The sequence below is a fragment of the Mesorhizobium sp. M1E.F.Ca.ET.063.01.1.1 genome (genome assembly GCF_003998155.1).
In the GTDB taxonomy this organism is placed as follows: Bacteria; Pseudomonadota; Alphaproteobacteria; order Rhizobiales; family Rhizobiaceae; genus Mesorhizobium.
Genome location: NZ_RZSC01001663.1, coordinates 1 through 423 on the forward strand (window position 1 = coordinate 1; position 423 = coordinate 423).

Here is a 423-nt window from a genome sequence, read left to right on the forward strand (position 1 = left end):
TTCATTGAGCGCGCGGTGATCGCCGCGACGCGATCCTTGACGCCGATCTCGTCGGCCAGTTCGTCGATGCACTCCTGGTCGATCATCGTCGAATCCATGTCGGCGATGAGGATCTTCTTGCGCCTGCCATCGGCCGGCTGGACGATCACGTCGACCGGTTCCGGGGCGAGCGCGACGCGCAGGGCGGCGGCCGCTTCAGCGGCGTTCGCCGTTTCCGGCAGGACGAGATCGCAGGCGACGTCCTCCGCCAGCCAGCGAACAGCGCTTGCACCGACCGACCGTGAGGCCATATTCGCAAGCGTGGCCGAGACAGCGCGGCCTTCGGGATGGGACACAAGCGTGGCGATCAGCGGCATCGAGACTTCCGGACAGGCGGGCGAGGGCCGCGTGAAGAACGCGATCCTGATAGCCGGGCCGACCGCC

The 423-nt window shown here is 67.6% G+C and carries 1 pseudogene; it reads right to left on the reverse strand.

Annotated elements, in window-relative coordinates:
• A pseudogene (locus EOA29_RS40305) lies at nucleotides 1-356 on the reverse strand (phosphoserine phosphatase SerB); the annotation flags it as partial.
• Between the last annotated feature and the right edge of the window lie 67 nt (nucleotides 357-423).